Annotated in this window: 23 protein-coding genes, 1 pseudogene and 1 other annotated feature; of the genes and pseudogenes, 5 read left to right on the top strand and 19 right to left on the bottom strand. The window is 39.2% G+C overall.

The window, feature by feature from the left end; all coding sequences use genetic code 11:
• Window positions 1-40 precede the first annotated feature (40 nt).
• From ACEVFT_RS07395 to zapA, 11 genes are all read right to left on the bottom strand, one after another.
• Window positions 41-1357 (bottom strand): amino acid permease, encoded by a 1317-nt coding sequence (locus ACEVFT_RS07395; RefSeq protein ID WP_393949075.1) that lies wholly within the window; start codon window positions 1355-1357, stop codon window positions 41-43.
• A 91-nt stretch (window positions 1358-1448) separates the two neighbouring features.
• Window positions 1449-1681: a binding site (T-box leader), on the bottom strand.
• A 138-nt stretch (window positions 1682-1819) separates the two neighbouring features.
• A complete protein-coding gene (locus ACEVFT_RS07390; RefSeq protein WP_342441163.1) occupies window positions 1820-2797 on the bottom strand; it encodes an electron transfer flavoprotein subunit alpha/FixB family protein in 978 nt (325 codons plus the stop codon).
• A 47-nt stretch (window positions 2798-2844) separates the two neighbouring features.
• Window positions 2845-3618, bottom strand: a complete 774-nt coding sequence (locus tag ACEVFT_RS07385) for an electron transfer flavoprotein subunit beta/FixA family protein (RefSeq protein ID WP_131521384.1) — start codon at window positions 3616-3618, stop codon at window positions 2845-2847.
• A gap of 114 nt (window positions 3619-3732) precedes the next feature.
• Window positions 3733-4506 carry an enoyl-CoA hydratase gene (locus ACEVFT_RS07380; protein ID WP_205444856.1) on the bottom strand — a complete coding sequence of 258 codons (774 nt, stop codon included), beginning with the start codon at window positions 4504-4506 and terminating at the stop codon, window positions 3733-3735.
• A gap of 14 nt (window positions 4507-4520) precedes the next feature.
• Window positions 4521-5102, bottom strand: coding sequence for a fatty acid metabolism transcriptional regulator FadR (locus ACEVFT_RS07375; protein ID WP_342441165.1), 582 nt, complete (start codon window positions 5100-5102; stop codon window positions 4521-4523).
• A 147-nt stretch (window positions 5103-5249) separates the two neighbouring features.
• Window positions 5250-6944: an AMP-binding protein gene (locus ACEVFT_RS07370; protein WP_205444858.1), complete on the bottom strand. Its 1695-nt coding sequence runs from the start codon at window positions 6942-6944 to the stop codon at window positions 5250-5252.
• Window positions 6945-7391: 447 nt separating this feature from the next.
• Window positions 7392-7805: a DUF350 domain-containing protein gene (locus tag ACEVFT_RS07365; protein WP_008179180.1), complete on the bottom strand. Its 414-nt coding sequence runs from the start codon at window positions 7803-7805 to the stop codon at window positions 7392-7394.
• Between the two features lie 22 nt (window positions 7806-7827).
• Window positions 7828-10194, bottom strand: a complete 2367-nt coding sequence (locus ACEVFT_RS07360; RefSeq protein ID WP_393949069.1) for an endonuclease MutS2 — start codon at window positions 10192-10194, stop codon at window positions 7828-7830.
• 18 nt (window positions 10195-10212) lie between these two features.
• Entirely contained in the window at window positions 10213-11922 is a 1710-nt protein-coding gene (gene polX, locus ACEVFT_RS07355) for a DNA polymerase/3'-5' exonuclease PolX (RefSeq protein ID WP_393949067.1), read from the bottom strand.
• A gap of 58 nt (window positions 11923-11980) precedes the next feature.
• Window positions 11981-12520 carry a CvpA family protein gene (locus ACEVFT_RS07350; RefSeq protein ID WP_205444863.1) on the bottom strand — a complete coding sequence of 180 codons (540 nt, stop codon included), beginning with the start codon at window positions 12518-12520 and terminating at the stop codon, window positions 11981-11983.
• 5 nt (window positions 12521-12525) lie between these two features.
• Window positions 12526-12786 (bottom strand): cell division protein ZapA, encoded by a 261-nt coding sequence (zapA, locus tag ACEVFT_RS07345; RefSeq protein WP_036128254.1) that lies wholly within the window; start codon window positions 12784-12786, stop codon window positions 12526-12528.
• Window positions 12787-12921: 135 nt separating this feature from the next.
• Here zapA and rnhC point away from each other — a divergent pair, with 135 nt between their 5' ends.
• Window positions 12922-13848: a ribonuclease HIII gene (gene rnhC / locus ACEVFT_RS07340; RefSeq protein ID WP_393949065.1), complete on the top strand. Its 927-nt coding sequence runs from the start codon at window positions 12922-12924 to the stop codon at window positions 13846-13848.
• Window positions 13849-14601: 753 nt separating this feature from the next.
• Here the strand turns inward: rnhC and ACEVFT_RS07335 are convergent.
• From ACEVFT_RS07335 to ACEVFT_RS07315, 5 genes and pseudogenes are all read right to left on the bottom strand, one after another.
• Window positions 14602-15405: pseudogene (locus ACEVFT_RS07335) on the bottom strand (nuclease-related domain-containing protein); the annotation flags it as partial.
• 343 nt (window positions 15406-15748) lie between these two features.
• On the bottom strand, window positions 15749-16159 hold the full coding sequence (locus tag ACEVFT_RS07330) for a hypothetical protein (protein WP_393949063.1): 411 nt from the start codon (window positions 16157-16159) through the stop codon (window positions 15749-15751).
• Window positions 16160-16227: 68 nt separating this feature from the next.
• Window positions 16228-18645, bottom strand: coding sequence for a phenylalanine--tRNA ligase subunit beta (pheT, locus tag ACEVFT_RS07325; protein ID WP_393949061.1), 2418 nt, complete (start codon window positions 18643-18645; stop codon window positions 16228-16230).
• Window positions 18646-18657: 12 nt separating this feature from the next.
• Window positions 18658-19695: a phenylalanine--tRNA ligase subunit alpha gene (gene pheS, locus ACEVFT_RS07320; protein WP_205444872.1), complete on the bottom strand. Its 1038-nt coding sequence runs from the start codon at window positions 19693-19695 to the stop codon at window positions 18658-18660.
• 392 nt (window positions 19696-20087) lie between these two features.
• Window positions 20088-20852 carry a TrmH family RNA methyltransferase gene (locus ACEVFT_RS07315; RefSeq protein ID WP_393949058.1) on the bottom strand — a complete coding sequence of 255 codons (765 nt, stop codon included), beginning with the start codon at window positions 20850-20852 and terminating at the stop codon, window positions 20088-20090.
• A gap of 172 nt (window positions 20853-21024) precedes the next feature.
• Between ACEVFT_RS07315 and ACEVFT_RS07310 the strand changes: the two genes are divergently transcribed.
• On the top strand, window positions 21025-21420 hold the full coding sequence (locus tag ACEVFT_RS07310) for a (deoxy)nucleoside triphosphate pyrophosphohydrolase (protein WP_393949056.1): 396 nt from the start codon (window positions 21025-21027) through the stop codon (window positions 21418-21420).
• Window positions 21421-21427: 7 nt separating this feature from the next.
• On the opposite strand, the gene ACEVFT_RS07305 is transcribed toward ACEVFT_RS07310, so the two are convergent.
• The 3 genes from ACEVFT_RS07305 to ACEVFT_RS07295 all read right to left on the bottom strand — a co-directional run bounded on the left by ACEVFT_RS07305 (window position 21428) and on the right by ACEVFT_RS07295 (window position 24697).
• A complete protein-coding gene (locus ACEVFT_RS07305) occupies window positions 21428-22405 on the bottom strand; it encodes a sensor domain-containing diguanylate cyclase (RefSeq protein WP_393949054.1) in 978 nt (325 codons plus the stop codon).
• 24 nt (window positions 22406-22429) lie between these two features.
• On the bottom strand, window positions 22430-23221 hold the full coding sequence (locus tag ACEVFT_RS07300; RefSeq protein ID WP_205444881.1) for an alpha/beta fold hydrolase: 792 nt from the start codon (window positions 23219-23221) through the stop codon (window positions 22430-22432).
• Between the two features lie 126 nt (window positions 23222-23347).
• Window positions 23348-24697 (bottom strand): FAD-binding oxidoreductase, encoded by a 1350-nt coding sequence (locus ACEVFT_RS07295; RefSeq protein WP_393949052.1) that lies wholly within the window; start codon window positions 24695-24697, stop codon window positions 23348-23350.
• A 152-nt stretch (window positions 24698-24849) separates the two neighbouring features.
• Here ACEVFT_RS07295 and ACEVFT_RS07290 point away from each other — a divergent pair, with 152 nt between their 5' ends.
• The 3 genes from ACEVFT_RS07290 (at window position 24850) to ACEVFT_RS07280 (ending at window position 26757) form a co-directional block, all read left to right on the top strand.
• Window positions 24850-26259: a glycoside hydrolase family 18 protein gene (locus ACEVFT_RS07290; protein WP_393949049.1), complete on the top strand. Its 1410-nt coding sequence runs from the start codon at window positions 24850-24852 to the stop codon at window positions 26257-26259.
• 130 nt (window positions 26260-26389) lie between these two features.
• Window positions 26390-26554, top strand: coding sequence for a YfhD family protein (locus ACEVFT_RS07285; RefSeq protein WP_004226371.1), 165 nt, complete (start codon window positions 26390-26392; stop codon window positions 26552-26554).
• A gap of 11 nt (window positions 26555-26565) precedes the next feature.
• Entirely contained in the window at window positions 26566-26757 is a 192-nt protein-coding gene (locus ACEVFT_RS07280) for an H-type small acid-soluble spore protein (RefSeq protein ID WP_004226369.1), read from the top strand.
• Window positions 26758-26852: the final 95 nt, after the last annotated feature.

Raw genomic sequence — 26852 nt, 5'->3', positions numbered from 1 at the left:
TTTTTATGCAAAACTGTGTTGAAAAATTAAATGACAGCCATTAATTGACTTGATAACGACCTTTCAATACATAGGTTAACGTAATAAAAAGATAGATAGATAACGTAATACTTGTCACGATAATAGATGTGGTAAAAATAATGCCAATGAGAATCGCACTTAACGCCAGTATGGCTATCCAAGTGGTATAAGGGAACCATTTTACTTCATAGGCACTTGTATTCTCTGCTTGTTTTTTACGTGATTTTAAATGAGCAATCGCAATAATTAACCAAATAAATAGCACAGTATAACCAAGTGATCCCATTAAGAAATCAAAGGTTTTGCTTCCAGCATATAAAGATAAAATGACGCCTAAATACATCGCTAATGTACACATTAAAATGGAATATACCGGTACTTTTCGTTTCGATAAATGAGCAAAGACTTTAGGCACACGTCCGTCTACAGCCTGTGTATATAGTACACGTGATGAACCATAAAGTCCTGAATTCATCGATGAAATAATGGCCAGTAAAACAACAGCGTTCATAATATGGTCTGCCCCTGGAATACCAACCATTTTAAAAACCATGACAAATGGGCTTTCAGGAACCCCATTTACTTCATTCCAAGGAATCAAGCTTACGATAATAAAGAAAGGTAGTAAATAAAAAGTAACAATACGTACTAATGTACTGCGAACAGCTTTCGGTACTACTTTTTCAGGATTTTTCGTTTCAGCTAATGTAATCCCGATGATTTCTGTACCACCATAAGAGTAGATAACTACAAGCATAGCAGCAATTAATCCCTTTGATCCATTAGGGAAAAAACCACCATGCTCCGTTAAGTTAGCAAAACCAACAGCACTATGGTTTCCAAACGTAACAAGCAATAAAATAAGTCCTGCAATGATAAAGACAATAATAACGGTAATTTTGATTAATGCTAGCCAATATTCTGTTTCTGCAAAGATTTTTACGGATAATAAATTAATGGCTGTTACTAACACTGAAACAGATAGTGCGAGTATCCAAATTGGATATTCTGGTAACCAATATTGAATAAAAATAGCAGCAACGACAGACTCTGCTGCAATATTTAAAACCCACATTTTCCAGTAGATCCAATCCAGGAAATACGCAGGGTATTTGCCTAACACTGATTGCACTAAATCTCTAAAGGTTCTTGCTTCTTTATTACGAACGGCCATTTCTGCTAAGCCTTGCATGACAAATAATAAAATAATGCCACCTATTAAATAGGCAATCAACACAGATGGCCCTGCCATATCAATGGCTGCACTACTTCCTTTAAATAATCCCGCACCAATGGCACCACCTAACGCCATCATCGTGATATGACGCGAGGTCATTGTTCTTGTTAATTGTTGCTTGTTGTTTTCCACTTTCTTACCTCCTAAAAATCAAAAAAGCATATCGTCTCTTCCTTCATCATCAAATGAAAGAAGAGACGATATGCTATAAGCAAACCGCGGTACCACTCTAATTGGTTCTTGAGAACCCAGCTTAAAAACCTTGTAACGAAGGTTAACCGTCAAACAAATAGAATAATCTGATAATTCTATTTGTGTTACCACTCCTAGGCAAGTTCAAAGTCTTATTGGTCTGCGTTGCACCAACCCGCAGCTCTCTTTACCGAATAATGAACTTTTACTACTCCTAATCTTTGCGTTTCAAATCATTATTGTATCCATCACTATAATGTCTAACGTTAATTATGTCAATATTTTATTTTGCAATAATTTTCAAATAGTGCTGCTTGTAAAGAAAACCATATAAAAAAGCAGGAAGAGTTATCCCTTCCTGCATCTGCTTTACGCGTTCACTTTTAATGCTTTAAATTCTTCAATTAGAAGCGGAATGACTTCAAATAAATCTCCAACGATACCGTAATCCGCTACTTTGAAAATATTTGCTTCTGGATCTTTATTAATGGCAACAATGACTTTTGAATTGGACATTCCAGCTAAATGTTGAATTGCGCCCGAAATACCAGCTGCAATATAAAGATCTGGTGTTACGACCTTACCTGTTTGTCCGATTTGAAGCGAATAATCACAGTATTCAGCGTCACATGCACCACGTGATGCGCCAACTGCACCGCCTAGTAAATCTGCTAGCTCTTTTAATGGCTCGAAGCCTTCTTCTGACTTCACGCCACGACCACCAGCAACAACTACTTTCGCCTCTGAAAGATCTACACCTTCTGAAGATTTACGAACAACTTCTTTAATAATTGTACGAAGGTTTGTAATCTCTGCAGTAATTGCAGACACATCACCTGTTTTACCTTCTGCTTTTTCTAAAGGTGTAATGTTATTTGGACGAATAGAAGCTAAAACAACGCCTTCTTTCACTTTCACTTTTTCAAAAGCTTTACCAGAGTAAATTGGTCGGATGAATACTACATCATCGCCTGCACCTTCAATAGCAGTGACATCAGATACTAGACCTGCTTGCAATTTGCTTGCAATTTTTGGCGATAAATCTTTCCCATTTGCTGTATGACCGAAGACAATACCAGCTGGTTGTTCTTGCTCGATAACAGCTAATAGTGCTTGACTATAACCATCAGATGTATATTGTTTTAAATGTGGGTGTTCCACTGTTACTACACGATCAGCACCATATTCAAATAATGGACCTGTTAAACTTGCTACAGCATCCCCTAAAAGTACCCCAACAACTTCGCCACCATCAGCGATTTGTTTTGCAGCTGCAATTGCTTCGAAAGAAACATTACGTAAGCTTCCTTCACGAACTTCACTTAATACTAATACTTTTTTTGACATAGCATATTCCCTCCGTTACCCTTTAAGATTCGATTGACATCAAATAATTAAACTACTTTTGCTTCTGTGTGAAGTAGATTTACCAGTTCTTTTGCTTGTGCAGAAAGGTCACCTTCTAAAATACGGCCTGCTGCTTTTTGAGCTGGTAAGAAGATGTCTACTGTTTCGATCTTCACTTCTACATCATCTTCATCGATATCTAAATCATCTAACTCAAGCTCTGCAAGCGGTTTCTTTTTCGCTTTCATAATACCTGGTAGAGATGGGTAACGTGGCTCATTTAAACCTTGCTGAGCTGTTACTAATAACGGTAAAGAAGTTTCAATTACCTCTGAATCTCCTTCGATATCGCGAACAATTTTCGCAGATGTTCCGTCAATTTCAAGTTTCGTAATCGTTGTTACATAATTCATATCCAATAAATCAGCAACACGTGGACCAACTTGCCCTGAACCACCATCAATCGCAACATTTCCTGTTAAAATTAAATCTGCATCTTTATCTTTTAAGTATTCAGCTAATAGATAAGCTGCTGCATTTTGGTCTAGCTCATCTAAATCATCTTCTGTATTAATAAGCACTGCTTCGTCAGCACCCATAGCAAGTGCTGTACGTAATTGCTTCTCTGCATCCTCGCCACCAATTGTCACTACTGTTACTTTACCACCAGCAGCATCGCGAACTTGGATTGCCTCTTCAATGGCATATTCATCGTAAGGGTTGATAATGAATTCTGCGCCGTCCTCTTGGATTTTGCCACCCGACACAACGATTTTTTCTTCTGTATCAAACGTACGTTTAATTAATGCAAAAATGTTCATATATCCATACCTCCTGGAACGTTTTATAATTCTAAGCAAACTTATAAATATTATATATTTTCAGTTTCGATAACGCCGATAACATACTTAACGTTGCTATCGACATTTGGAAAATTATTTGCCAGTAAACACAGGCTCACGCTTTTCAATGAATGCTTGAATTCCCTCTTTGGCATCTTCTGTAACAAATACTGTCCCAAAGGATTTCGCCTCTGCTTCAATGCCTTCATAGAATGATGCATGCTTTGCATATTGCAATGTTTGAATAGCCGCTTTTAAAGCGATTGGACTTTTCTTAGCAATGCTCTTAGCAATTTTTAAGGTTTCTTCTAGCAGTGTTTCGTCTGAGAATGAACGATTCGCTAAGCCCCACTGAACAGCTTCAGTACCAGAGATCGGTTCACTTGTAAACATCATTTCAGCAGCCTTTGCTACACCAACATAGCGTGGTAAGCGCTGTGTACCGCCAAAACCAGGAATAAGGCCTAATTGTAATTCAGGTAAACCTAGTTTCGCAGATTCAGTGACAAATCGCATATGACAGCTCATTGCTAACTCAAGCCCTCCGCCTAATGCCGCACCATGGATGGCTGCAATTACAGGCTTAGAAAATGATTCAACACGCTCAAAAACCTGCTGCCCGTTGCTAGCTAGCTTTGTAAATTCCTCTCCAGATTCTACCCCAATAAATTCTTTAATATCTGCCCCTGCAGAGAAGAAACGGCCTTCACCATGAAGTACAAGGACTCTTACAGCATCATCGTGTTCTACAGCATCTAGCACAGCGTTAACTTCTGCAATAATACCGCGAGATAATGCATTTGCTGGTGGACGTGCAATTGTAATAATCGCTACTCCATCTTCTACTTTCCAACTTAGAAATTCCATTTCTCCACATCCTTTTAAGCTTTAATGCCGTTCAGGATTAATGCCTGAACCTTTGGAACCTGTCCCATCAAATCATATCGATAGTCATTCATAACCCACGACGTAATAGTTTCATCAATTGTGCCAAAAACCATTTGTCGTGCCAAGCGTACATCCATCGTCTGATTGAACTCACCTGTAAGCATACCCTCGATTAAAATTTGATCGAGTAGCTGTAAATACTCACGCAATACCGAATTAATTTTTAATCGTAAGTCTTTGTTTGACTGGCGAAGCTCTAATTGTGTGACAGTTGCTAGGTATCGATCTGTCGCTAGAACATTAAAATGATTTTCAATCATTCGTGAAAGTTTGTCTTTAGACGTACTCCCATTTTCTATTATATCTTGTAATGACTCTACAAAAACAGCCATTTTTTCATTAAAGACAGAAATTAATATATCTTCTTTATTTTTAAAATATAAATAGATTGTTCCATCGGCCACCCCTGCCTGTTTGGCGATTTTCGATACTTGCGCTTGGTGATACCCATTTTCCGCAATAACGATGACAGCTGCATCAATAATTTGTTTATATTTTGGCTTATCTCGTTTCACTTATATATCACCACCTAAAAAACATGCGCACGTCTATATGATTGATATGACGTGTGAACCTAAAAAAATATGAAAATATGAATGGTCATTCATTCATATTTTCATATTATATTTTACGGCATTGCTTGTCAATACTTTCACACGTATTTATTTCGCTTCTTTATTCGCTAATTTTGTTTTTTCTTCTTCAACTAAAGTACGACGCAAAATTTTCCCTACAGCTGTTTTTGGCAGCTCTTCTCTAAATTCATAATAACGCGGAACTTTAAAAGCCGCTAGATGCTGACGGCAATATTTATTTAATTCGTCCTCAGTAATCGAATATCCTTCTTTTAAAACAATATAAGCTTTTACTGTTTCACCACGATACGGATCAGGTATGCCTGCCACTACGCACTCTTGAATCTCTTCACGTTCATACAACACTTCTTCCACTTCACGAGGATAAATATTAAAGCCGCCTGCTATGATTAAATCCTTTTTACGATCTACTACATAGAAGAAGCCTTGCTCATCCATATAACCAAGATCACCTGTTAAAAACCAACCGTCGGCAAATGTCGCTGCTGTATCCTCTGGACGGTTCCAGTAGCCTTTCATCACTTGTGGTCCTTTAACAGCGATTTCACCCACCTCACCAATTGGTAGCACTTCCGTATCCCCTGTACGTAAAATAACCGCTTCTGTATTTGGCCAAGGTAAACCAATCGAGCCAATCACCCGCTTACCCCAAATTGGCGTAGCATGTGTTACAGGTGAGGTTTCAGTTAACCCATACCCTTCTACTAGCTTCCCGCCAGTAACGGCTTCAAACTTCTCTTGCACTTCAATCGGCAATGAAGCAGAACCACTGAGGCATGCCTTAATGGATGATAAATCATAATTCGCAATGTCTGGGTGATTTAAAAGGCCGATGTATAAGGTTGGTGCACCTGGGAACAGTGTTGGTTTTTGTTTATCAATCGTTTTTAATGCCGTTTCTGCATCAAACTTCGGTAAAAGCACCATTCTATTTTGAGTGAATACAGATAAAAGCATAACAGTTGTCATACCATAGACGTGGAAGAATGGCAGAATGCCCATAATGGTTTCTTCACCATGCACACATCTATACATCCATGCATCACACATTGTCGTATTGGCAATCAAATTTTTATGGGTCAACATAACCCCTTTTGGGAAGCCTGTTGTTCCACCCGTATATTGAAGCAATGCTAGGTCCTCTTCAAAATCAAATGGAATATTGTCAATCACCTTAATCGGTGCAGAACGCATTATTTCTGAAAATAGGTGATTTTGACCGCTATGTTCAACCTTGACACTAAAGCCATACTGCTTCTTTTGAATAAATGGATAGACTAAATTTTTCGGGAATGGTAAATAGTCCTTAATAGCCGTTACAATGACATTTTCAAGTGACGTCTCTTTCATAATTTTCATGACTCTTGGATATAAAATATCCATTACGAGAATAACCTTTGCTCCTGAATCAGCCATTTGGTATTGAAGCTCTCGTTCAGTATAAAGTGGATTTGTTTGTACTACAACAGCACCTGCATACATGGCACCATAGTAAGCGATTACACTTTGTGGCGTGTTAGGCAGCATAATCGCTACTCGATCTCCTTTTTCCACACCTAGTGTTTGTAAATAGTTTGCGAACCTTAAAGCTGACTCATATAGCTCGGTGTACGTCAAATCCTTTCCCATAAAATGAATCGCTACTTTGGATGGATTCTTTTTATAAGCACGTGTCAAAAACTCTTGCACTGGAATTTCCTCAAACGTTAAAGACGATGGTACTTCTTCAGGATAATTTGCTAGCCATGGTTTTGCTGTCATACGTCCTCTCCCCTTTGTCCCAAACTTTGTCAATTCTTATATTTATTATAATGAAAAAGAAATACAGTTTCAAACAGAAAATAGAAAATAAATGCATTTTCGATTAATTATTATGCAATTCACAACATTAATATGATTGGTATTTATCGGGATTTGTTTGAGCAGACCTTATGAATACTCATTCATTCTTAAGTAACTTCCATACAAAAATGTTAGCTTATTTCTATATTATAAAAATATTTTTTCTACCCTTCAGTAGAGTGATATGGGAGAAAATTAATAGGTTTTAGTAGAAATTCACGCAGTTTAAGTAAACAAAAAAACGCATCCTCACAAAGAGAATACGTTTTTTGTTTAAACCGTTAACATATAATAGACACCTACTGCCAAAAATGCAATACAGACAACGATTAGTACTTTTGCTAATTTTTCCATGTCATGACACTCCTATGCAATACTTGCCCCAATTACAAACGAAAGACCGACTGAAATGGTAAAGGAAATGAAACCAACTGAGCGATTATCATTGGCAATCTCTTGATCAACGTTAAAACGAGGTGTCATAAATTCAAATAAAAAATAGGCTACAATCAATAATGTAAAGCCAAAAAGGCCCCAGCCGATCATTTCACTTAATGTGCTATGACGAGCAATGGAAAAGCGAAAGATATTACAAATCCCGAGTATTTTCCCACCTGTTGCAAGAGCCACAGCGACATTACCTTTTTTAATTTCTTCCCAATTTTTATATTTCGTAACGACTTCGAACAATGCCATCGAGACGACTAAACATAATACTACAACACTAAAATATCCTGCCGTTTCGATAATTGGATATCGCCAAAAGCCAGAATTCAGCATTTTTCTCCGTCCCCTTTATAGCTTATTTCAATTCAACAACTGTGACGCCTAAGCCCCCTTCACCGGCTTCACCAAAACGGAAGGATTTTACGCGCTTATGCTTTTTCAAATAGCTTTGAATACCTTGACGTAACGCCCCTGTACCAACGCCATGAATAATGGACACACGACCATAATTAGAGAGTAACGCATCATCAATATATTTCTCTGTTCTTAATATTGCATCCTCATAGCGTTCACCACGTAAATCTAATTCTAATTTCACATGACTATTTCGATTTTTCACACCAGCTGTTCGTAATATAGGCTCTTTTTCAGGTTTAATATACTCCAAATCACTATCCGAGATTTTCATTTTTAAAATCCCCATTTGGACAACCCATTCTGTATTCGACACCTTTTCTAACAAAGTACCCCGTTGACCATAGCTTAACACCTTTACCTCGTCTCCGACAACTAAGTTTTGTGCGCGAGCTTTGACTTGTGCCGCTTTTTTCAGCACTTTATTGTCTTCAAGTGGTGTTGCTTCTTCCAAGCGTTTACGTGCTTCAATCAATTCATGCTCCTTGACAACTTGATTAGCATTTTTACGCATTTCTCGAAGCTCTGCAATAATCGCTTCCGCTTCTCGTTTCGCTTCATCAACAATTTTACGTGCTTTTTCCTTCGCTTTCTTATCAAGCGCCTCTTTCCGCTCCTCGTAGGCTTGCACTTTATCTTGAAGCTCTTGACGTAATGTCTCCGATTCTAACAGTAATGTATGCGAACGTTCTGCATCATCTTCGGATTGGCGACGTGTTTCTTCCAATGAGGCTATCATGGATTCAACCTCATGTCGGTCTGTCCCAGTAAAGCCTTTAGCACGATCAATAATGGATTCAGGTAAACCAAGACGACTGGAGATTTCGAATGCATTAGAGCGCCCAGGTACTCCGATAAGTAGACGGTAGGTTGGGCTCAAAGTTTCAATATCAAACTCGACACTGGCATTAGCAACACCTGGACGATTATAGCCATATGCTTTAAGTTCAGGATAGTGAGTTGTCGCCATTACACGAGCACCTCGTCCATGTACTTCATCTAAGATTGAGATAGCTAAGGCTGCCCCTTCCTGTGGATCAGTACCTGCGCCCAACTCATCAAAAAGAACAAGTGATTCATGATCAAATTTTTGTAGGATGTCTACAATATTGACCATATGAGATGAGAACGTAGAAAGTGACTGCTCAATTGATTGCTCATCACCAATATCAGCAAACAATTGCTCAAATACTGCAAGCTCTGAGCCATCTAATGCTGGCACTGGTAATCCAGCTTGCGCCATTAATGTACACAGGCCAACCGTTTTTAATGTCACGGTTTTACCACCTGTGTTAGGACCTGTAATGACAATGGCTGTTATCTCTTTGCCAAATTCAATATCATTCGGAATAGCTGAATCCATTGGTAGCAGTGGATGACGTGCACGTACTAGTCGGATATAGCCATCCTGATTCATTTTAGGCATTGTACATTTATTCGCTTGTCCATATTTGCCCTTTGCTAAAATGACATCGATATCGCCTAAAACCTTCACTAAGTTAAATAAATCTGATGCTACTTCTTGCACCATTGCACTTAAAGCTAATAAAATACGCTCAATCTCCGCCTGCTCTTTCATTTTCAAGCGATGAATTTCATTATTCGCTTGGACGACAGAATCTGGCTCGATAAATAAGGTTTGACCAGAAGAAGATTGATCATGGACAATCCCACCATAATGGTGACGATATTCTTGCTTTACAGGAATGACAAAGCGGTCATTACGAATTGTCACAAGTGCATCAGAAAGCATTTTCGCAGCATTACTTCCACGAATTAGACTTTCCAGCTTAGAACGGACTTTCCCCTCTTCAGCACGTAAAGATTGGCGAATAGAGCGCAATGTTTGACTAGCAGAATCTAAGACAGCTCCATTATCATCAATACAGTTATTGATTTCATGTTGCAATCCTGTTAAGACAGGTATCGCTTCCTTTTTGGAGATGAAATGGGGAATTTCAATTACTTCATCAGCCTCTATATCTTCAATAAAATTGCGTAGAATTCTGCTCGCTCGAATCGTGCTCGAAATTTCCATTAGTTCTACTGCTGCTAGCATGCCTCCTATTTGAGCACGTCTGGCAGATGGGCGGACATCAAAAATCCCTCCCATTGGCACATTGCCCTTAACACGCAAAATGGATAATCCCTCATCCATTTCCTCTAATAATTGTACTACTTTATCAAAATCTGTTTGTGGCACAAGCTCCTCAATGGCAGATTTACCAATGGAAGAAGTGCAATAGGAAGCCACTTGTTGCCTAACTTTATCGTATTCTAGTGTTTTCAATGCGCGTTCTGCAATCACTGAGAACACCTCCTCAACCTATTTATTTCGTCGTATGAACGCTTCAAACTGTTCACGCGTCCATGTATTCACAATCATATCTTTCGGTAACCATGCTCTATTTGCATAGCGAACCCCAATATCCATAAAACGTAAATGTGCAATATCATGAGCATCTGTGTTGATAGCTACTGGCACACCTGCAGCAAAAGCCATTTCTAAATGTTCTACACATAAATCGAGACGATACGGATTTGCATTTAACTCTAAAATTTTACCATATTCCTTCGCCCAGGCAATTAACTGTTTCATATCTGGATTATAGCCATCACGGTCTTCAATAATTCGACCAGTTGGATGGGCAATCATATGGACATAGGGATTTTGCATAGCTGTTAGTAAACGTGCCATAATTTTATCCTGTGATTGTGTAAAGCTAGAATGAATTGAAGCAATAACAAAATCTAGCTCTTTTAGCACCTGATCTTCGAAATCAAGGGAGCCGTCTGGTAAAATATCCATCTCTGTCCCTTTAAACAAATGAAATTCTGGATGTGCCGCATTAAACGCTTCAATTTCTACACGCTGCTTTTCTAAACGCTCTGGCGTTAAACCATTTGCAACTTTTAAGAATTGTGAATGGTCTGTAATAACACTATACTGGTAGCCTCGTGCTAGTAACGCCTCGCCCATTTCTGCAACAGAGTATGCACCATCCGACCATGTCGTATGCATATGCAAATCAGCCTTAATATCTTCTAGTCGAACTAAGTTTTGAATCGTGTTTGTTTTATCAAATTCCACTGTTCCTGTCCGTAAGCTTGGTGGAATCCAAGGTAGATCAAAGTGAGCGAAAAATGCTGCCTCATCTTGGAACGTCAAAACAGTACCATCTTCCTGTTCCACACCATATTCACTTATTTTTTCACCACGTGCTTTGGCAAGTTGTCGCATACGGACATTATGATCTTTGGAACCTGTAAAATGATGCAGGGCAGTTGCATATTCATTGTCCTTCACTAATCGGAAATCAACGCTAACTGGCTCTTCTAATTCTAAAATCACTGAAATTTTAGTATCTCCTGCTGCCACTACTTCTTGAATGGCCAAGCCCTTTAACAACTTTTCGCGTACTTGCTCAACTTCTTCTGTCACGACAATAAAATCAATATCTTTACTTGTTTCTAGCGCTCGACGGAAGCTGCCAGCCACTGAAAAACGTTCTACTTCCTTCATACTACCTAGAAGCGCCTCAATTTGTAAAACCACAGGCTCTAGCTGCCAAATTGGTAGACGTTCTGAACGATTTGCTAAATTGGCTAGTTCCTTTAAAATTTTTTCCTCAGTTTTTACTGCAAATCCTGCTAATTCACGTACTTTCCCTGCTTCACAAGCTGCCTTCAAGCTTTCTGCTGAGTCAATGCCTAACGCTTGGTGAAGTTTCGCAATTTTTTTTCCTCCCAAGCCAGGCAATTTTAACAATGGCAGTAACCCTTTAGGTACAATTTCTTCTAACTCCTTTAACAAGCTCGATTCACCTGTTGCCATTAAGTCCTCTATAACAGCCGCAGTACCCTTGCCAATACCTTTGAGTTTTGTTACATCATCCATTTCGCTTAATGAACGCTCGTCCCCCTCAAGTGCTGCTGCAGCTTTTCGAAAGGCCGATACCTTGAATGGATTTTCTCCCTGTAATTCCATATATAAAGCAATTTTTTCGAGCGTGCGAATAATTGTTTTTTTATTCATTGGTAATTCCTCCTATCGTAAAAACACTTCCCTCAAGACAGAGAGAAGTGCACAGTTACTATTGCATATAAATATACCACCAGTTTTGGAACATCTTTGTAATAATCGGCGTATGCTCCAACATGAGACCACTTAACAATGACTTCGACATTAAATTTTGAATGACATCTACTGGTAATAAGGCGCACACGTATAGCAAAATAAACATAATTAAATAGTTTTCAATCATGCCAAGTAGCGCCCCAAGCCAACGATTCACTGTATTTAGCACAGGTAAATACGCAATAAAGTCAAATATCGATGCCACGATTTGCAACGTTATTTTTACTGCAAAGAAAATAACAGCAAAGGCAATCACCCGATAAAAGGTGCGGTCTAAATCTAGACTATCAATAACAACGCCAAGGCTGCCTGTATCAGTGACACCCGGATACGGAACCCAAAATACAAATTTTTGTGCTAATGGCTTATAATAAATATACGCAACAATTAGGGCTACTACAAAGCTGACAATATGCATCATTTGTACAATGAAACCTCGTTTTGCACCGACGCCAATTCCAGCTAACAGTACCACTAATATGATTAAATCTAACATTCTCTTCAACCCTTTAATTTTTTCAATTCTTCTTCTAATTGCTCCATTCGTTCTTTTAACAGTAAATAATCATGTACTGTATTTACTGCTGTCAGAACAGCAAGTTTTGTGCTATCAAGTGAGGGATTATGTACGCTCATCTCGCGCATCCGGTCATCAACAATCGAAGCAACAAGTCGCATATGGCCAATGGATTCTGAGCCGACCATTTTATATGTATGACCATATATTTCCACAGAAATTTTATTCTTTTCTTGTTTTTCCATAGTCGCACCCTCCTATAAATTCGATGCACACACGATTTTAGAGGCCTGTGAGCACCATCACACAAAAAAGCTATTTATTATCATACCATGAAAGGTATAAAATTGTGAACAATGAGGACAGAAAGGAACGATTAAATGGCAAATATTGTGCTTTCCATTTCAACAAATATTCAAAAAGAGGTGATGACTTACTATGCAACACATTTTATAGAGCGAAAGGCACCTGGTGTCATTTTTGCTGCAAAACTACCAGATACAGCCATAACTATGTATAAATCAGGAAAATTAATGTTCCAAGGGGGCGGTGCTGAACGCGAGGCGGCGCGTTGGGGAACTATTGAAAAAACAGCTACCCCGTCCGCCTCAGCTATCGGGGCAAAAGGTGATGTACTGCCTAACAATTTCGCAACCATGTCTGTCTTAGGCTCAGATGAAACAGGTACAGGTGATTATTTTGGTCCTATCACAGTAGCAGCAGTATATGTGCCTACCTCCAAAATCGAACTCATCAATGAGCTTGGCGTAAAAGACTCAAAAATGCTAACAGATGATTATATGCGAAAAATTGCACCTGATTTACGTGCAGCCTGTGTCCATAGTGTTCTCGTCTTACGCAATGAGAAATATAACAGCTTACAAGCAAAAGGCTATTCCCAAGGTAAGATGAAAGCTATGATGCATAACAAGGCCCTACAAAACACGCTATCAAAAATGGCACCTGAAAAACCTGAATTTATTTTAATTGACCAGTTTGCCGAACGTGGTGTCTATTATAATTACTTAAAAAATGAACGTGAGCTTGTACAAGAAAACGTCTACTTTTCTACCAAAGCAGAACAACTACATGTAGCTGTGGCTACAGCATCTATTTTAGCTCGTGCTGCCTTTTTAAAGGAAATGGACCGTTTGAGTGACATCGCAGGGCTTACATTAATGAAGGGCGCTTCTAACAAGGTAGACATGCAAGCAGCTCGAATCTGGCGTAATCAAGGCGAAGAATTTCTACGCTCCATAACAAAATGGCATTTCGCCAACACCGATAAAGCACGGAAGATGAAATAAATAGTATTAATGGTTGTTTAAAATGGTGTGGTAGATATGCAAGCAGCTCAAATCTGGCGTAATCAAGGCGAAGAATTTCTACGCTCCATAACAAAATGGCATTTCGCCCATATCGATAAAGCATGGAAGATGAAATAAATTGTATTATTGGTTGTTTAAAATGGCGAGGTACTTTTGTGAGAGTTAAATAAGGTGAGGGTTTTTTGGGGTTCCTGAGAAGCGTGAGTGCTTCAGATACATTTTGGAGCGGTTTTCTATTTGGGGGGAGCGCTTCGTTACCTTTTTTGAGCGGTTTCCTACTTCGGGTGAGCGCTTCGTTACCTTTTTTGAGCGCCTTTCTACTCGGGTTGAGCGCTTTGTTATTAATTTAGAGCGGTTTCCTATTTGGGTTGAGCGCTTCGTTACCTTTTTAGAGCGCCTTTCTACTTGGAGCGAGCGCTTCGTTACCTTTTTTGAGTGCCTTTCTACTTGGAGCGAGCGCTTCGTTACCTTTTTAGAGCGCCTTTCTACTTGGAGCGAGCGCTTCGTTACTAATTTAGAGCGGTTTCCTACTTAGGGTGAGCGCTTTGCTACCTTTTTAGAGCGATTTCCTACTTGAGGTGAGCGCTTCGTACCTTTTTAGAGCGCCTTTCTACTCGGGTTGAGCGCTTTGTTATTAATTTAGAGCGGTTTCCTATTTGGGTTGAGCGCTTCAGGCACCTTTCAGAGCGGGTCTCCAATTAGATAAACCGCTTCTAGCATTTTTTTTTAACGTCATAAAAAAATTTGGTAATCTCTTGATCTTTTTAATCCCGTTTTCCGAGAACAATTAGCCATTAGCATTCTTTTTATCGTATGGCGATTGTTTAACTGTAAAAAACGCTGTGCTTGTGCGTTCGTAATATTTTTATTAATGAGCATTCCATAATCTAGTAGAGCAGATAAATGTGCCTTTTTACTAGAATAAAGACAGCTGGAACAGGTCCACTTCATCTTCAACCAATGCATCTGCCCAAATTCGCATTTTGGACAGATCACACCTGTTTGAATCGCATCAACCTCTATCCCATAGTAACGACAAAGCGGGAAGCCCTCATACGGTTTGTTGTGTTGCACAAGTAATGCACTAATATATTGACAATCTATAGTTTTTGACTTCATTGGACGTTGTTGCAAAAAGCTCGTTAACTCTCTTGCCATCATCACTGGAAATAATCCATCCTCATAAGTGATTCGAGCATTATTAAAAGGAAAAACAATGATGCCCTTGATAGGTACTTCAATTTGGTGTTGCTTGAAAAATTCCTTTAAATTATATACATATTCCTCAAGTTGGACTTCAGGATGATTAAATACGCGCTGTTCACCCGTATCAAGAGTCCGAATCATTTGACGTGGTCGGTTTTTTAATTCCACGTCCCCTCGAATATTCTTACTTTCAATAATTATTACCTCATATTGCGTTATCACCACAACATCTAATTGTAATGAGAATGGATGCTGAATAGTGATATTATGTAAAACTTGAAAATTCTTCGTAAAAGATAATTTCTCCAGTTGTTTCAAAATATATTTTTCACCGTATTCGCCTGCTTCAGCCTGTAATAGCTACCTTGCCATTTGATCATATAAAGGATGTTTTGCTGTGAGTCTTCTAACTAAAGCTCGCAAACCTAATGTCATTTTCGATTCCTCATACGGTTTAATAAACATTTTATCACACCTTTTTTAAATGACTATAGCAAGGAAAATTAACCATTCCTAGACTATTTGTGAAACTATTTATTTGATCAACTTTGCTGCTCTAAATATAGTTTTTTAATAATTTTTTGTGGATATCTTTCATTCTATATTTTTAGTAGCTTCGATTCTTTTAGAATCACTATCTTTTGAGCAGTTTCCACATTTTTTGGATCACTTCTCACTTCCTTTTGAGCGGTTCCACACTTTTTGGATCACCTCTCACTCTCTTTTGAGCGGGTTCCACACTTTTTGGATCACCTCTCACTAACTTTTGAGCGGGTTCCACACTTTTTGGATCACCTCTCACTCTCTTTTGAGCGGGTTCCTCTCTTTTTGGATCACCTCTCACTTCCTTTTGAGCGGCTTCTTCACTTTTTAGATCACCTCTCACTTCCCTTTGAGCGGCTTCGACACTTTTTGGATCACTTCTCACTTCCTTTTGAGCAGTTTCCACATTTTTCGGATCACCTCTCACTTCCTTTTGAGCGGCTTCTTCACTTTTTAGATCACCTCTCACTCTCTTTTGAGCGGGTTCCACACTTTCAGGATCACCTCTCACTCTCTTTTGAGCAGACTCACCCTCTCTCAAATCACATTCACCTTCACATTCTCAAACAAAAAAAGACTGCCTCGTTAGACAGTCTTTTTTCACATCTATTAGCGTACTTCTGTACCTGCAATTGTAGCAATGGCTTTTAACACTTTGTTATGTGCGGCCACTACTTCTTCGTCCGTTAAAGTACGTTCTGGATCAAAGTATGTGAGAGAGAAGGCAACCGATTTTTTACCTGGTTCCATTTTCTCTCCTTCGTAAACATCGAATACGCGGATATCTTTTAATAATTTCACGCCCGCTGCGTCAATAGCTTCCATTACTTCGCCAGCAGTAGTTGAACGGTCCATAATAAGGGCGATATCACGAGACATAGCTGGGAAACGAGGCACTGGTGTGTAGGCAAGTGGTGCTTCTTGTGCCGTTGCATTTAACAGAGCCACTAAATTCATTTCCATTACATATGTGTCTTTTACACCCCATGCTTTTTGCTCTGCTGGGTGAAGTCCACCGATAATGCCGACTTGCTCGCCATCTAATAAAATGCTAGCCGTACGTCCTGGATGTAAGCCATCCACTTGTGATTTCACAAATGTCATGCGATTTTCTAAGCCAAGTTTGCCAATGACACCTTCGACAATACCTTTTAGCACAAAGAAATCTACGGCTTTTTTCTCGCCTTGCCAAGCATGATCTAGCCATTTGCCAGTTAGTACTGCTGCCACATGCTCTTCCTCATACGGTTGCCCCTCGTTTGATTGACCAAGGAACACTGAACCAATTTCATATATAGCCACGCCTTCAGCTTGACGTGCAACATTATACGCAGCTGCTTCGATTAAATGTGGAATAAGGCTTTGACGTAATGTAGAGCGCTCCTCACTCATTGGCATGAGTAAACGAGTTACTGGCTCTGCTTTCAAGGCAAAACGTTGTGACAATGCATCCGATGTTAATGAATATGTCACCGCTTGATATAGGCCAGCCCCTTCCATGTAATGACGAACTACACGGCGATTTGCTTGGTAAGGTGATAAGTTACCTACTTGTGTTGCACCCTCTGGCAATGTCATTGGGATTTCATCATAACCATAAAGACGAGCAATTTCCTCGACGATATCCTCTTCAATTTTAATATCTTGGCGACGTGTTGGTGCATCAATAATTAATAAACCATTTGCAGCCTCTACACCAAATTTTAGACGCTCTAAAATAGAAAGCATATCTTCTAATGCAATCTTCATACCTAAGCGCTCATTAATAAAATCTGGGGAAACGACTACTCGCGCTGGTGTTTTATCTAACTCATCTACTAAACATGTACCTTCTAACACTTCACCGCCAGCTAATTCAGCAAGTAAAGCGGCAGCACGTTCAGCTGCGGGTAAGACACGGTTCGGGTCTACCCCTTTTTCAAAACGAGCCGATGCATCTGAACGTAGGCCAAGATGACGAGATGTTTGACGCACTGTTAAACCATCAAAATAGGCTGATTCAATGACAACAGTCGTTGTAGAATCTGTTACCTCAGAATTAGCACCACCCATTACACCAGCAATCGCTACTGGTTCTTTGCCATTCGTAATCACTAAATCTGAAGCTTTTAATGTGCGTTCTTGGTCATCCAATGTTGTAATTTTTTCACCTTCTGTTGCTTTACGAACAACGATTTCACCTGTTGCTAGGCTATCATAGTCAAAAGCATGCAGTGGTTGACCATATTCCATCAATACATAGTTGGTTACATCCACCACATTATTGTGTGGGCGTACACCCGCTGCCATTAAACGATTTTGGAGCCACATTGGGGACTCACCAATTTTTACGTTTTTCACCACTTTTGCTACATACATTGGATTTGCTTGTAGATCTTCTACGTGAAGCTTTAGGTAATCCTGTGCTTTTTCACTAGCAGTTTGATAGGCAATCTCTGGATATTTGATTTCCTCTGAAAGAATGGCACCTACCTCATAGGCTACACCAAGCATCGAAAGGGCATCTGAACGGTTTGGTGTTAGTCCTAATTCCAACACTGTATCACGTAAGCCTAAAATAGCCAGTGCATCTGAGCCTACCTCTGCATCTGCTGGTAGGACGAAGATGCCTTCTGAGTATGCCTTAGGAACAAGCTTCCCTTCGATTCCAAGCTCTTGTAAGGAACAAATCATCCCGTTTGATTCATGGCCACGAAGTTTTGCTTTTTTAATTTTAATGCCACCTGGTAAATGGGCGCCTGGACGAGCAACAATGACTTTTTGGCCAGCATCGACATTTGGTGCACCACAAATAATTTGTTGTGGCTCTGCTTCTCCAACATCAACTTGACAAATATTTAACTTATCAGCCTCTGGATGTTTTTCCTTAGACACAACGTAACCAACTACAACTTTATCCATAGCGTTAGCCCGATCGATGACTGCATCTACTTCAATTCCAGAGCGTGTAATTTTTTCTGCTAATAGCTCAGGTGCTAAGTCCTGTGTATTGATATAATCTTTTAACCATTCTAATGATACTAACATGTTTTATCCCCCTTACGCTTCTGTTCGCTCGAATTGTGATAAGAAGCGAGTGTCACTTGTATAGAAATGACGAATATCGTCAACACCATATTTCAACATCGCAATACGCTCTGCACCAATACCAAATGCGAAACCAGAAACTTTCTTCGGATCATAACCAGCCATTTCTAATACGTTTGGATGCACCATACCTGCTCCTAAAATCTCAATCCAGCCTGTGCTCTTACATACGTTGCAGCCCGCACCACCACATTTGAAACAAGAAATATCCATTTCTACAGATGGCTCAGTGAATGGGAAGAAGCTCGGACGAAGTCGAATTTCGCGGTCTGCGCCAAACATTTTTTTCGCTAAAGTATCTAATGTCCCTTTTAAATCACTCATACGAATATTTTCGCCAATGACTAAACCTTCAATTTGCATAAATTGATGTGAGTGTGTTGCATCATCATTATCACGGCGGAATACTTTACCAGGACAAATAATGCGAATCGATTCACCCTTTTTGGCTTCCATTGTACGAGCCTGTACTGGTGAAGTATGCGTACGGAGCAATATTTCCTCGGAAATATAGAATGAATCTTGCATATCACGAGCTGGATGCCCTTTTGGTAAATTTAGTGCTTCGAAGTTATAGTAGTCCTTCTCAACCTCTGGGCCTTCAGCAATTTCATAGCCCATTCCGATAAATAAATCTTCTATTTCTTCAATGACACGCGTCAAAGGATGACGGTTCCCTACTTTAATTTCACGACCTGGTAATGTGACATCAATCGACTCACTTGCTAATTTTTCAGCAATGGCCGCTTCTTCTAAAACCGTTACCTTTGTTTCTAATACTGCTGTTACATTTTCACGAACATTATTCACTAAAGCTCCCATTTTTGGACGTTCTTCAGCTGATAATTTTCCCATCCCTTTTAGTAAATCCGTGATAGGTCCTTTTTTTCCTAAATATGCAACACGTACTTCATTCAATTCTTTTAAATTTGCAGCTGCTTCAATTTTAGCAAGTGCTTCTTGCTCTAATTGTTTTAATTGCTCTTCCATGTTAAAACCTCCTTAGAAAATAAATGCCTGCATTTTAGGCATAAAAAAACTCGCCCCTAAAAAAGGGACGAGGACATATTCGCGGTACCACCCTAGTTATCGCAAGGCAAGCGCCTTACAATCACTTCATTGACATAACGACTTGATAAAGCCGGCTCACCTTTACAGCATGACGCTGGTCCCGGTAGCTGCTCGCAGGTTGAATTCAAAACTGCATTGGTACGGCGTTGGCTCTCAATCTCTGGCCTACGCTCCCTGTTGTCCATTCACAATCTTTACTACTTCCTGGTCAAAGCATTTACTATTTAAACATACATTTTAGAATAGATTATACAATAATGAACTGTAGCAAATCAAGAGACAACTGCCTGTGTCCCACAAAGATCCGTCAATTACTTGGCAAAGCCATATAAAACAATCCCTGTTGCCACTGCGACGTTTAATGATTCAGCCTGTCCAAAAAGAGGAATAATCATATTTTGATCTGTCATTGCTAATATTTGAGGCTGAATGCCACTTCCTTCATTCCCCATAATAATCGCAAATGCACCTGTATGTTGAATGTCGCTATACGGCACTGCCTCCTCATCTAAAGCGGTGCCAAATACGGGTACACCTTGATCCTGTAGTAAATCTACCCATTCAGCTAAATCCCCACGGACTACCGGAATATGGAAATGCGAACCTTGGGCAGCACGTAGTGTTTTAGGATTATAAAGATCGGCACTGCCTTTTCCTAAAATTACAGCATCTAAACCTGCTGCATCTGCTGTACGAATCATTGTTCCAATGTTACCAGGATCTTGGACAGCATCAATTAATAACACTTTTCGCCAAGTGGTCATCACTTTATCTTCTAAAACTGGCTGTTTACATACAGCAAAAACACCTTGAGAAGTTTCTGTCTCAGCGAATTCCTTCGCTACCGCAGTCGATACTTCTACAATAGCTACATCATCAATTGGCCACAACATTGGTAAATCTATACCTTCACGTACAATAATTTGTAATACTTGCTCTTTATTTTTTAATGCTTCTTCAACAAGATGGAAGCCCTCTATAAGGAATTCACCTGAACGTTCACGCTCTTTTCTTGTCGTCGCTAATTTTTTCCAATATTTCACTAACGCATTTTGCGTAGATTCGATTCTCTTCATCGCTACCTCTTACCGCCTTTTTCCTATATATTGACCACTATTATACCTTAGGAAATGGCAAATTTCATAGCTAAGTGAGAAAACTGTTATTTTCTTTTGGTGGCAAGTGAAGAACCAATTAAACATGCTATAATCATACACATCTAATTAAAACAAGGAGAGAGGAAAATAGATGAAAAAAACGATACATGTAGTCGGAGCCATCATTGAAAATAAGCAACAAGAAATTTTCTGTGCTTTAAGAAATCCACAAATGGTACTAGCAAATTATTGGGAATTCCCTGGCGGTAAAATAGAGCAAGGTGAAACACCAGAACAGGCGCTTTATCGTGAAATCCTTGAGGAATTTAACTGTACGATTCAAGTAGGTGAGCTAGTTGAAATAACCCTCCATGAATACGAGCAATTTTTCGTTCACTTAGAAACATACAAAGCTTCTATTATAAAAGGCACACCCCAAATATTGGAACATGCTGAAGCAAGATGGGTTCCCCGCAAGCAGTTGCTCGACCTTCCATTTGCTCCAGCCGATCTGCCTTCCATTCAAAAATTGTTAGTCGAAATATAAAAGCTATTCACTTCATTTCATGAAAATGGGTAACTTGGTTTCGTCCATGCGCTTTCGATACATACAATGCTTCGTCTGCTTTTTTTATGAATGTCGTGTCTGTATCTTCTGACGTTACTGTGGCAATCCCCATACTGATCGTAATACAACCTGTTGGCCAATCATCCTGCTCCACGGTGTGTCTAATTTGCTCGCCGATTTCTTTTGCCACAGTTTTCTCGGTCGTGGGTAAGATGATGATAAACTCCTCACCGCCGTAACGAGCGACGGTGTCTTCTGTACGTACTTGTTGCTGTAATAGCTGCGCCAATTGAACAAGGACATCGTCTCCAACTTGATGACCGTATGTATCATTAACCTTTTTAAAATGATCGATATCTAAAATACATAACGAAAAAGGCTCTGCCGTCTCGTGAAAATAATTGAAATGTTGTTCAAGTTTTTCCTGGAAGAATCTTCTGTTTTTCAAACCAGTCAGTTTATCTGTCATCGATAATTCTACTAAAGCAGCATTCATCTCTAATAATTTCGCCTGCTGTTGTTCTATTTCTACATGAATTTGCTCCAAATTAGCTAATGCTCGATCCTTTTCTTGGTAGGCAGCCTCCAGTAGTTTTTTTGCTGATCGTAATTCCTGTTCATAATCTATGCGCTTTTTCATCTTTACTAGAATACAATCAATTCGTTCTACCCTATCCTCTGTATACAATCTAGCATTCATTAAAAATGGAACTGACATCCCGTCCTTCTGTTTGAGATGAATAAATAATTCCTCTACTTGCCCCTCTAAATTAATCGTAGGATAAAAATAAGAGTGAAAAATCATCTTATTGGGCGTAGATAGAAGAATTTCTAGATGCTTCTGTAATAATTCCTCTTGTCCATAGCCGAGCCAATCTAGCAGGGTTTGATTGATTTCTGAAATAAGCCCTTCATGTGTGATGGAAAGAAAACCACATGGTGCGTTATTGAGTCGTTTGTCCATTGTTGACAATCCTTTCATTGTTCCCTACAAAAAATCTGTAATACACTGTATTGTTTCATTCGGGTGACTAATATGTGGATAATGTCCTTTCGCTTTCATTAATTGCAACGTGCTGTTTTTGAGATGCTGATGTAAATAATCTCCAACACCAATTGGCACAATACTATCTTCCGAGCATTGGATAATCAACGAAGGAACAGTTCCCTTTGATAAATCACTTCGATGATCAGATAAAAATGTTACCTCAGCAAATTCTTTTGCGATGATAGGGTCTGCTGCTATAAAGGTTTGCTTCAGTTCCTGTGTTAATGTTGGTTGTTCAGGATTACTCATTGCAATAGGCGCCATATAGCTAGCCCAACCTGCAAAGTTCATTTCCATCATATCTAATAACTCCGCAATATCACTTCGCTCAAATCCCCCTCGATAACCATCATCATTTAAATAACACGGAGAAGGACCAATCATAATCAGCTTTTTAAAATAATTAGGATGCTGGATAGATGCGAGCAGTCCTATCATGGCACTAATGGAATGCCCTACAAAAATACTATTTTGTAATGATAGCGTTTCAATAATGTCCAATAAATCTTGTACATAGCCCTGTAATGTTTGATATTTTTCAGATGAATAGGCACCTATATCTGAGTTACCTGAGCCGACATAATCGAATAATATAATCTGATATTTGTCCATAAATGCAGGCGTAATGAAACGCCACATGTTTTGATCGCAGCCAAATCCATGTGCAAAAATAATCGGTTGGTCTCCTTGTCCGAATACTTTTACATTATTACGAACAACAATATTTTCCATTCTAATTACTCCTTTTAGAAATATATGTAATAGGTTTATTGTGACCCCTTATACAGTAATTATCAAGCTAAAACATGAAAAACAAAAAGGAGCAGTAATGTCTCTGCACTCTGCTCAATACTCAGTCTACAGCCACTTTCTAATAGGTGGGATACTCTGTGGAAATTGAAAGACATTATACGGATCATATTTTGTTTTCACTTCTCGCAGCCTTCTAAAATTGCGACCGTAATAGGCTGTCTGCCAGTCCTGAATAAATCGATCTGGAAAATTCACATAATCACCAGACGTATAAGGTGATAAAGCGCGTCGTAAGTTTTCTACCCACTTCATATTTTGTTCTTTCTCATTCGAATTTTCCCAGGAAGTATTATATTCTTGCGCTATTAACGCATTGCGATAGTAATAGGCTGTATGATTTGGAGCAATTTCACTGACCGCTCCTCTTAAAGATTGTTGCCAGATCGTTGTATTTGAATTAGGTGCATGAGCTAAAAATTCTTTCATTCGCTGAATCGCCTTAAATGGAAACGGTCTCTCCAAAAATGACCCTGATCTTTTTCGAAGGGCAGGCTGGTTGCCGCTTGGTAAATCAAAAAATTCTACTGCCTTGATATATGGCACTTCCTTTATCCAAATACTTGTTGGCAAACCTGCCTTTCTAAGAGGGCGAAGCAACTTCTTTAATTCAGCTGCTGATCCTATGAACTCACCTTGTGCAACGATTTCACCTACTTCCTTTGTTTTTAACTCAATCTGTGAAGTCAGACGCTTATCTGTATAAGGAGCCCATTTTTGCCATGCATCAAAGGCCACTTCAAAATCATTCCATCCCCATGTAATGGAGAAGAGTGATACCTCATTAATCGCATGTAACTTGAATGTCAATGAAGTGACTATACCAAAATTGCCACCACCGCCACCACGACTTGCCCAAAAAAGATCATTATTGTGTTGCTTATTTGCTCTGACTACCTGAGCACCTTCATGTCCACTAGCGACCACCGTTTCGATTTCAATGAGATTGTCACAAGTTAAACCGAATGGACGTGATAACATCCCAATACCCCCACCAAGGGTCAACCCGACCACCCCAACACTACTTTCTGTGCCAGCAGGAATGGTGACACCATGTTCCCATAATGTACGATATACTTTTCCCATATTGGCTCCAGCATCAATCCTAGCTGTCATTTCTGGAAGATTAATCGAAACCTTATTCATGTCACTTACATCAATGACAAGACCCTTATTTACTAAAGAAAAATTTTCATAGCTATGACGACCACTTCGAATTCTAAAAGTCTCATTGTTTTCTCTGGCCCATTTTAATGCATTAACCACATCTTTCGTTTCTTGACAAAACACAATGACACTCGGATATTTGGGGTTATTTAAATTATTATTCGTTCTCGCTTGTTCATAATCCGAATCTTCAGGAGTCACGATTCTACCCGTGAGCTTTGCCTTTTTCAATATCAAGCCCCTTTCTCACAATGATACTTATCCTATGCAACTCATTTAAAAAGAATTTGAAGTTTCAACTATTTTATTGGCCACACACTAAAATACTCATTTTCACAATTGAAACATATGATGCACTAATAATATTGTGTTGGAGGTGTTCTATGCTTATTCATGTAGTGAGTGCTGGCGAAACACTGTGGCAAATCGCCAATCGTTATGCTGTACCAGTTCAATCTATTAGTCAATTAAATGCATTAGCTACTCCCGATCAACTAGCCATCGGACAATCACTGGTTATCCCTTCTCCTTATACAATGTATACGGTTCAAAAGGGAGATACGTTATGGTCCATCGCACAGAAATTTAGCGTTCCCTTGCAATCTATCATATTAGAGAATCATCTAACTAATCCCGATCAATTAACACCAGGAACGAAATTAATTATTCCACCCATTGTTCATATCGTGCAGCCAGGAGAAACTTTATGGCAAATAGCACAGCGATATGGTACGACTATTCAAGCCATTGCTGTAGAAAATCAAATAAACAACCCCAATATGCTTTATGTGGGCGCTCAATTGATGATCCCAAGAGAATTACCGATGATTGAGGTCAATGCTTATTCCTACCAGCCTTCTGAAGAAGCTGTAGATTCCATTAATGCTGTTGGTCATCTACTCACTTATTTTAGTCCATTTGCTTATAAGATGAAGGAAGATGGTACATTACAGCCCATCAATGATGAAAACATGATAGCGGCAGCAAAAGCTAAACATATCATCCCTATGTTAACGCTCACTAATTTTACTTCTACAGAAGAAGGCTCTAATTTAGCACATGTCGTCTTGTCCAATGCAGAGCTCCGGAAAAAGGTCATGAATAATGTGTTACAGGTGATGCAAGATAAAGGGTACCAAGTATTAAATATTGATTTTGAAAATGTTTTGCCAGCTGATCGCGAAAATTACAATGCCTTTATTCAATTAGCTGTGGATACACTTCATCCAAAGGGCTATTTAGTGTCAACAGCGCTTGCACCTAAAACAAGTGCTTCACAAACTGGAACATTATATGAAGCGCATGATTACGAGGCACATGGGAGAATAGCTGATTTTGTGGTATTAATGACCTATGAATGGGGATATCGTCTTGGACCCCCACAAGCCATTTCCCCCATTAATGAAATGCGAAGAGTTGTGGAGTATGCTTTAACTGAAATACCAGCAGATAAAATTTTATTGGGTTTTGAGTTGTATGCGCGTGATTGGCTCTTACCTCATGTCAAAGGCCAAGAAGCCGAAACATTTAGTCCTCAGGAAGCTCTCAATAGAGCCATCAAGTACGGGGCAACAATCCAATTTGATCCAACTGCACAATCTCCTTTTTATCGATATGTTGATGAGCAAGGAAGGAATCATGAGGTATGGTTTGAGGACGCAAGAAGTGCACAAGCCAAATTTGACATGACTAAACAGTATAACCTGAGAGGCATTAGTTATTGGGCATTAGGATTCCCATTCCCTCAAAATTGGGTTTTATTAAACGATAATTTTTCTGTTAAAAAATCTTAATGCTCATTATTATTCTCAAAAAACAAAGAGCTATGCGACTTTTCCATGTGAAGTGCTATCTGTGATGACGGGATAAAAAATTCATTTCAAAGCCATATTAAATGATATCAACAGGAAAGGAGCAACTCACATGGGAAGAGACAATAAACAAGGTCAAAGCAATAATAAAGGCTCGTTACCTCAAACGCCAAAAAACCAAAAGATTGCACCAAATAAGGTGAGTGAGGAATTTTCTCAAGAGTTTATGGAGCTGATTAATACAGTCACGCAAAATAAGAATAAGCAGAAAAAATAGGGGGGCTTCAGTTGGATTTTCAGCGTGCACAAGAAATTGTCGCCTCACCGTTAGAATTTGAAGTGAGCTATAATGGCGTTTCCATCTGGATTGATCAACTTCATGATGATGAAAAAACAGCGACCGTTCACCTACGCCGTTCATTAGAAGAGCGGTCTGAAGTAGCTATATCCGAGTTAAAGGAAGAATATCTCGTTCACTAAACAGCAAGAACCTGCTTATTCAATATCAATAAGCAGGTTCTTCATATTGTTGAAAAACAAAACCACCAATAGAATTTTTGTGAAAGGTGAAAACG

This window comes from Lysinibacillus sp. PWR01, assembly GCF_043359455.1.
In the GTDB taxonomy this organism is placed as follows: Bacteria; Bacillota; Bacilli; order Bacillales_A; family Planococcaceae; genus Lysinibacillus; species Lysinibacillus fusiformis_F.
Note: the sequence above shows the minus strand (reverse complement) of the source record. Positions and strands in the feature narration are given on the sequence as shown.